A 7174-nucleotide genomic window follows, 5' to 3' on the forward strand; every position below is an offset into this window, starting at 1 on the left:
CTCGGGCGCCTGCTTCAGCTTCCTTTAGCACGCCAATAATCTGCTCTTCGGTAAATCGCTTTTTCATGCCTGCCTCCCATGTGGCAGACTCTAGCTTAGCACCGTACTAATTTCGGGTAGCAGGTCAACCGGACTCTCCCATTTTGCGCCACAAGTTGCAATTTATATAACCACATTATTGCACGTTCAGGAAAGAAAAAAGCCAGGCATTGCTGCCTGGCTTTTACGGACTAAGCGCTTAAGTGCTTAGAACTGGTAGGACGCGCTCGCACCGAAGGTGCGCAGGCCCAGGCTGGTTTGGCTCCAGCCACCACGCCATTTCACGGACTGGTCCTTGTCGAACAGGTTGTTGATGTAGCCGCTCAGGACCACATTCTTGAAGCCGCGGTAGGACACGTTGTAGTCAACGATCTTAGGCGGTTTCACCTTGTCGCAAGCTGCCATGTTTTCGGCGGCAACTTTCTGCTCGACGCAGTAGTTAGGCGAATCTTCGCTGCTGTTGGTGTAGGAGCTCAGGAAGCGGACGGTCAAGCCGTGGTCGAAAGCGCCAACTTTCAGGTTTGGACGCACGTACACGATCAGCTTCGAACCCAGGTCATAGGTACCGAAGTAGTTCGGACCGTATTTGCCAGCACCGACGTCGAAGGTCTGGTAGTTCTTACGGTATTCACCGTCGACCTTGATGGAGTAGTCACCCACGTTAGGGATCTTGCCGCGGTTTTCCACTGCGAAGTCGAAGCCGCTGGTTTTGGTCTTGCCGCTGTTCACGTATGGGTTCAGCAGCAGGCCCAGGGCGCCGACACCGCCGAAGTTGACGGCGTTGCCCGGAACGTACTTCTGCACCAGTGCCAGGAACTCGTTGTCAGCAGCGGTATTGTTGACGCGGGTCAGCTGGCCAGCTGGCAGGTTTGCTTCGTCACGCAGGACGTCGGCTGGGGAACGGGTGCCGATTTCATCTTTACGCTCGATGTTGTAGTAGTCCAGGGAGACCCAGGTACCTTTGATTGGTTCCCAGAACACACCAGCGGTGAAAGTCTTCGAGGTCTCTGGCTTCAGGTCCGGGTTGGCGGTAACAAAGGTTGGTACGCCAGCCAGGCAGTCGCTGTTGCGGAAGGTGTTGGCGCGCTGTTTGTCAGCGGTGGTCGCACCTGCGGCATTCTGCACCAGGTTGTTCAGCGTGGTAGCGATCGGGCAACGACGTGGGTCGATGGTGTTGTTCGCGAACGAGCTGCGGCCCAGGCCGTTACCGGTCTCAACGATGTTTGGCGCGCGGAAGCCGCCCGAGGCAGTGGCACGGAAGATCAGGCCATCAACCGGGGTGAACTTCAGACCCAGCTTAGGCGAGATGTGGGCGTCGAAGTTGCTGGATTTGTCGGCACGTACGGCCAGGTTCATTTCCAGGTTCTTCAACAGAGGCGCATTGGCTTCGCCGAACAGCGAGTACTGGGTCTGGGCATCATCCACCTGCAGGCCAGCGATACCGACCAGGTCACCGCGCAGCACGTTGTCCGAGCTCGCCATTTCGTAGTTTTCACGACGAATGTCGGCGCCGATTGCGAAGCCCACAGGGCCCGCTGGCAGCTGGAAGGCTTCACCGGAAATGGTGCCGTTCATGAAGTAGTTCTTCGACTTGCCCGCAGTGGTACGCACTGGGAACATGGATTCAAGCAGAGCTGGGTCGTTTTGCTGACCGAACTTGTAGGTACCCTTGACGATTGCGTCGGTGTAACCCACGGCGCTTACGGCGCGGGTTGCCTTGGTCGCTTCCGAGGTGGAGTAGCCAACGGCGCTCTTCCAGTCGTAGTCACCCAGGGAACCAGCCAGGCGCAGCATGAAGCGGCTCTGCTCGGAATCGGTCTTGTTGAAGTTGAAGCCATCGCCGGTGTCCATCAGGCGCGCACGGTATTCAACCGGGGCGGTGCCTGGAACCCACTGACCCGCTGCATTCTGCATCAGGTTCATCGGGTGGCCAACTGGCAGTTTCGGGTAGAAGTACGGGCCAACTTGCTTGGCGCCGATGGCGTTGTACCACACGTTAGAGCTGGTGGTGCTGGAGCCGTTGCTGGTCGCAAATGGAGCCACGATGTAGTCGGTGGTAGCACCGGCCGCAGTGATCTCGAAGTTCGCGTCGATCGACGAACCGATACGGAAGTGAGTGTTGCTGGTGATGGCCCAACGCTTGTTGTCGGTAGTCTGGCCGGCACCGTAGTACTGGTCCCATTTGCAAGCCTTGTCGACTGGATCGATCGCGTCAGCCGGGCAGTTAGGCGAGGCAACAACTTTGCCGCCCAGCAGGTAGTTACCGGCTGGCGAGAAGGTGCTCTTCGCATCCCAGGTCGAGCGACCCGGGGTCAGGCGGTGCCATGCAGGGATCAGGCCATTGTCGCGCAGGTCACCGGTGCTCCAGCCGTCGGATTTGCGGCCTTCCACGGCCAGGTAAGTGTTGAAGCCATCCTGGTCCAGGTCACCGAAGCCGAAGATACCGGAGACGGAACGGGTACGCTGGTCACGGAAGTGGTCAGCCTGGCTGACGTTGGCTTTGACGCGGGCGCCCACGAAATCCTTACGCAGGATCAGGTTGACCACGCCGGCGATTGCGTCGGAACCGTAGATTGCCGATGCGCCATCCTTCAGCACTTCGATGCGCTCGATGGAGTCGGCAGCGATGGCGTCCAGGTTGGTGAAGTTTTCTTGTGCGCCGTCGGCCAGGCCGTACGGAGCGATACGCTGGCCATTGACCAGGATCAGGGTGGAAACCTTACCCAGGTTACGCAGTTCGATACCGGAAGAGCCGGTCGCGAAGCTGCCGGAGCTGGCGGTGGCGGAGTTGATGTTGGCGTCGATCGCGGCGATCTGGGTCAGGACGCCCAGTGCGGAGGTCTGGCCGGTGCGCTCGATGTCGGCGCGGGTCAGGGTGGTCACGGCACCGGCGGCTTCACGCGCGCTCTGTTTGATGCTGGAACCGGTAATTTCAACGCGCTGGATCTTCTCAGCGGACTCTTGTGCGAATGCTGGTGCGGCAAATGCTACCGCAACGGCAGCGGCGATAGCGCTCTTATTCAGGTTACGTGTGCTTTTCACTACTACTCCCTCGGGTGTTTAACTTATTTATAAAAAAAGTAAAAGCGTCCTATCATAAAGGAAAATTAAAGATGCAACGTTACCTTTTCCAAACATTTCTTACATAATGCGCCATTTTCGCAACATGCAAATCTTGCAACTCGTCGGTATTACCGAAGAATGTTCTAGCCAACCGATGCAAAAGAAAGATTTCTGCGATTTGCCTTTCGCTTCGCAATAGGGGTAGCTTGAGAGCTTTTGAGGGTAGATTGCGCCAGAATCGCCAGAATCGCGTCTATTTCAGCACGTCGCTCCCTCGCGGCGACTCCCATCCAGTCAGCGAGCAACATTCCTACGACCGGCAACTACCGCATGACACGAGCAATAAAAAAGCCAGGCATTGCTGCCTGGCTTTTTATCGTGCTACGGCTGGAACGACTTAGAAGTCGTAAGCAGCGCTCACACCCACGGTGCGGAAGCCGGTGGTCGCGAAGGACCAGCCGTCACGCCAGCGAACTGCCTGCTCGCGGTCGAATACGTTGTTCACGTACAGGGCCAGGGTCAGGTTCTTCACGCCGGTATAGCGCAGGTTGTAGTCGGTGATGACTGGTGGCTTAACAACCGAGCAAGCGTCCATGTTCGCTGCGTCAACTTTCTGCGTTACGCAGTAGGTTGGTGCATCGAAGCTGTTGTTGGTGTAGTGGCTGCGGTAAGCCACGGTCACACCGTGATCCCAGGCGCCAACTTTCAGCGATGGACGCAGTTTCACGTTCCAACGGCCAGCACCGTAATCCCAGGTACCGATCTGGTTGGACTGATAACCGTTCAGGCCGACGTTCCAGATCTGGTAGTTCAGCTTGTACTCGCCTTCCAGCTTGATGCGCAGGTCGCCGATGCCGTCCAGCTTGATGCGGGTGGTGGCGTCGAAGTCGAAGCCGTCCACCTTGGTCTTGCCGCTGTTGACGTATGGACGGTAAGCCAGGCCCAGGGAACCCACGGTGAACTTCTCGGTGATGCCAGTAGCGTACTTGCTAGCGATCGCCAGGAATTCAGCGTCCTGTGCGGTGCTGTCAACACGGGTCAGCATGCCGGCCGGCAGGCGATCTTCGTCCGCCAGGATGTCAGCGGTGCTACGTGGCGCGATCTCGTCCTTACGCTTGATGTTGTAGTAGTCGAGCGAGAAGGAGGTGTTCTTGATCGGCTCCCACACCACGCCTACGGTGAAGGTCTTCGAGGTTTCTGGCTTCAGGTCCGGGTTGGAGGACACGAAGGTCGACAGGCTGCCCTTGCAGTCGTAGTCGCTCAGCTGCTTGGCGCGAGCCTTGTCAGCCGCGGTGGCGCCGGCAGCGCCTTGCACCAGCTTGTTCAGTGCAGCAGCGGTGGTGCAGCGCTTTGGATCAACGGTGTTGGTGCTGAAGGAGCCACGGCCCAGGCCGTTACCGGATTCCACGATGTTCGGTGCGCGGAAGCCGCCGGAAGCGGTAGCGCGGAACAGCAGGCTGTCGGTTGGGGTGAACTTCAGGCCCAGCTTCGGCGACAGGTGCGCGTCGAAGTTGTCGGTCTTGTCGGCACGCACAGCGGCGCTCAGTTCCACACGCTTGACGACCGGCACTACAACTTCAGTGAAGATGGAGTACTGGTTCTTGGTGTCGTCCACTTGCAGGCCGCCTACGCCAACCAGCTCACCGCGCAGCACGTTGTCCGAGCTGGCCATTTCGTAGTGCTGGCGACGGATGTCGGCGCCCACTGCGAAGCCCAGCGGACCTGCTGGCAACTGCATCAGTTCACCGGTGATGGTGCCGTCGATGAAGGTGGTCTTGGAACGGCCCATGGTGCTGCGGGTCGGGAACATAGCGTTCAGCAGCGCTGGATCGTTCTGTTGGCCGAACTTGTAGGTGCCGTTGACGATCGCGTCGGTGTAGCCCTTGGCGCTGGCGTTACGGGTTTCCTTGGTCGCTTCCGAAATCATGTGGCCAGCAGCGGCCTTCCAGTCGTACTTGCCCAGGGTGCCGTTCAGGGTCAGCATGAAGCGCGACTGCTCGGAGTTGGTGCGGTTGAAGTTGAAGCCGTTACCGGTATCCATCAGGCGAGCGCGGAACTCGACCGGGAAGTTGTACGGGTTCATGGCGTGGCCAACCGGCAGGTACGGGTAGAAGAACGGGCCGACGACCTTGCCGTCCACCGCGTTATACCAGGTGTTTGGCGACGCTGGGCTGGAGACGTTGAACGGTGCCACAGTGTAGTCGGTCTTGGCGCCAGCCGAGGAGATCTCGAAGTTGGCGTCGATGTCGTTACCGATGCGGAAGTGGGTGTTGCTCAGCAACGCCCAACGTTCGTTGGTGGTGTTCTGGCCGTCGTACGGCAGCACGTCGAATTTGCAGGCGCCGGCTTCGATCATGTCGGCTGGGCAGCCAGGTGCGGCAACGAATCCCTTCTTGGTGTCGTAGAAGTCTTTGCCGACGTAGTAGCTGCCGGTTGGCGAGTAGGTGCTCTTGGCATCCCATGCCGCGCCACCGACCGACTTGCCGTGCCAATCCGGCACTTGGCGGCGCAGGTCGGCTTTGGTCCAGCCGTCGGACTTGTAGCCTTCCACGCTCAGGTAAGTGTTGAAACCGTCGGTGTCCACGTCGCCGAAGCCGAAGATGGCGTTGACGTTGCGGGTACGCTGGTCTTTGAATTTAGGGGCTTGGGTGTAGTTGGTCTTGATGCGTGCGCCGGTGTAGTCCTTGCGCAGGATGATGTTGACCACGCCTGCAATCGCGTCGGAACCGTAGATCGCGGATGCGCCATCCTTCAGGACCTCGATACGCTCGATGGCTTCGGAAGCGATCGCGTCGAGGTTGGTGAAGTTGTCCTGGCCGCCGTCGGACAGGCCGTACGGGGCAATGCGGCGACCGTTCACCAGGATCAGGGTGGCGACTTTACCCAAGCCGCGCAGCTGTACTGCCGACGAACCTGGCGCGAAGCTGCCGCTGCTGGTGTTGGCGGAGTTCAGGCTGGTTTCGATGACCGAGGCGGAACGCAGCACGTCCAGCGCGGTGGTAGCGCCGGTGCGCTCGATGTCGGTGCGGTTCAGGACCTGCAGCGAGCCAGCGTTCTCATTGTTGACACGTTTGATGCTGGAACCCGTGATCTCCACACGTTGCATCTTTGGCGCTTCCTGGGCGAAAGCCGGGGTGGTAAAAGCGACGGCAACAGCTGCGGCGATCACTTTCTTGTTCAGGCATTGTTTACTTTTCAACTACTCACTCCCTAATATTTAACTTATGTAAAAAATTAAAAGTCGCGCATAATAGCCCAAAAAGATGTGGATTGGTTGCTTTCGCAAAATATTTCTTATGATACTTAAGGTTTTTGCAAAACTATAGAAAGCTCCCGCTGCCGCCTGCTTTCATTTCATTCGCCAGGCATGCGGCGCCGGCCAAAACAAAAAGGCCGGCCCCGCTGATGCGGAACCGGCCTTTCTTTTGGCGGATGGCGCAAGCGCCACCCACGCAAATTCGATTACTGCAGTTTGATTTCGACGTCCACGCCAGCTGGCAGGTCCAGCTTCATCAGGGCGTCAACGGTCTTGTCGGTTGGATCCACGATGTCCATCAGGCGCTGGTGGGTGCGGATTTCGAACTGGTCACGGGAAGTCTTGTTCACGTGCGGGGAACGCAGCACGTCGTAACGCTGGATACGGGTTGGCAGAGGAACTGGGCCTTTTACCACGGCGCCGGTGCGCTTGGCGGTGTCAACGATTTCCAGGGCGGACTGGTCGATCAGCTTGTAGTCGAAAGCCTTCAGGCGGATACGGATCTTTTGGTTTGGAGCGGACATGCTTATTCCTTAAAAGAACGAACCGGCAACATTTTGTTTCCGGCAATGTAAGTAAATACTACGACGGGCCGACATGATAGCACATGCCGACCCGTTTGAATCACTCAGCTGAATTAGCCGATGATCTTGGCAACCACGCCCGCGCCGACGGTACGGCCGCCTTCACGGATTGCGAAACGCAGGCCTTCTTCCATAGCGATCGGGGAGATCAGCTTCACGGTGATGGAGACGTTGTCGCCTGGCATAACCATTTCTTTGTCCGCTGGCAGCTCGATGGAGCCGGTCACGTCGG

At 58.3% G+C, this 7174-nt stretch carries 4 protein-coding genes; all 4 read right to left on the reverse strand.

Annotation, left to right across the window (positions count from 1 at the left end):
* Positions 1 to 246: 246 nt before the first annotated feature.
* The gene (locus GTP41_RS26640; protein ID WP_371867437.1) at positions 247 to 3081 is read right to left on the reverse strand and encodes a TonB-dependent receptor plug domain-containing protein; all 2835 of its coding nucleotides are present in this window, start codon (positions 3079 to 3081) and stop codon (positions 247 to 249) included.
* Positions 3082 to 3499: 418 nt separating this feature from the next.
* A complete protein-coding gene (locus tag GTP41_RS26645) occupies positions 3500 to 6301 on the reverse strand; it encodes a TonB-dependent receptor domain-containing protein (RefSeq protein WP_229503105.1) in 2802 nt (933 codons plus the stop codon).
* A gap of 263 nt (positions 6302 to 6564) precedes the next feature.
* Complete coding sequence (rpsJ, locus tag GTP41_RS26650) at positions 6565 to 6882, reverse strand: 30S ribosomal protein S10 (protein ID WP_028101676.1); 318 nt, start codon at positions 6880 to 6882, stop codon at positions 6565 to 6567.
* A 113-nt stretch (positions 6883 to 6995) separates the two neighbouring features.
* Positions 6996 to 7174, reverse strand: a 179-nt coding sequence (locus GTP41_RS26655) for an EF-Tu C-terminal domain-related protein (RefSeq protein WP_161027668.1), incomplete at its 5' end; no start/stop codon positions are given.

The sequence above is a fragment of the Pseudoduganella guangdongensis genome, from assembly GCF_009857475.1.
Taxonomy (GTDB): domain Bacteria; phylum Pseudomonadota; class Gammaproteobacteria; order Burkholderiales; family Burkholderiaceae_D; genus Rugamonas; species Rugamonas guangdongensis.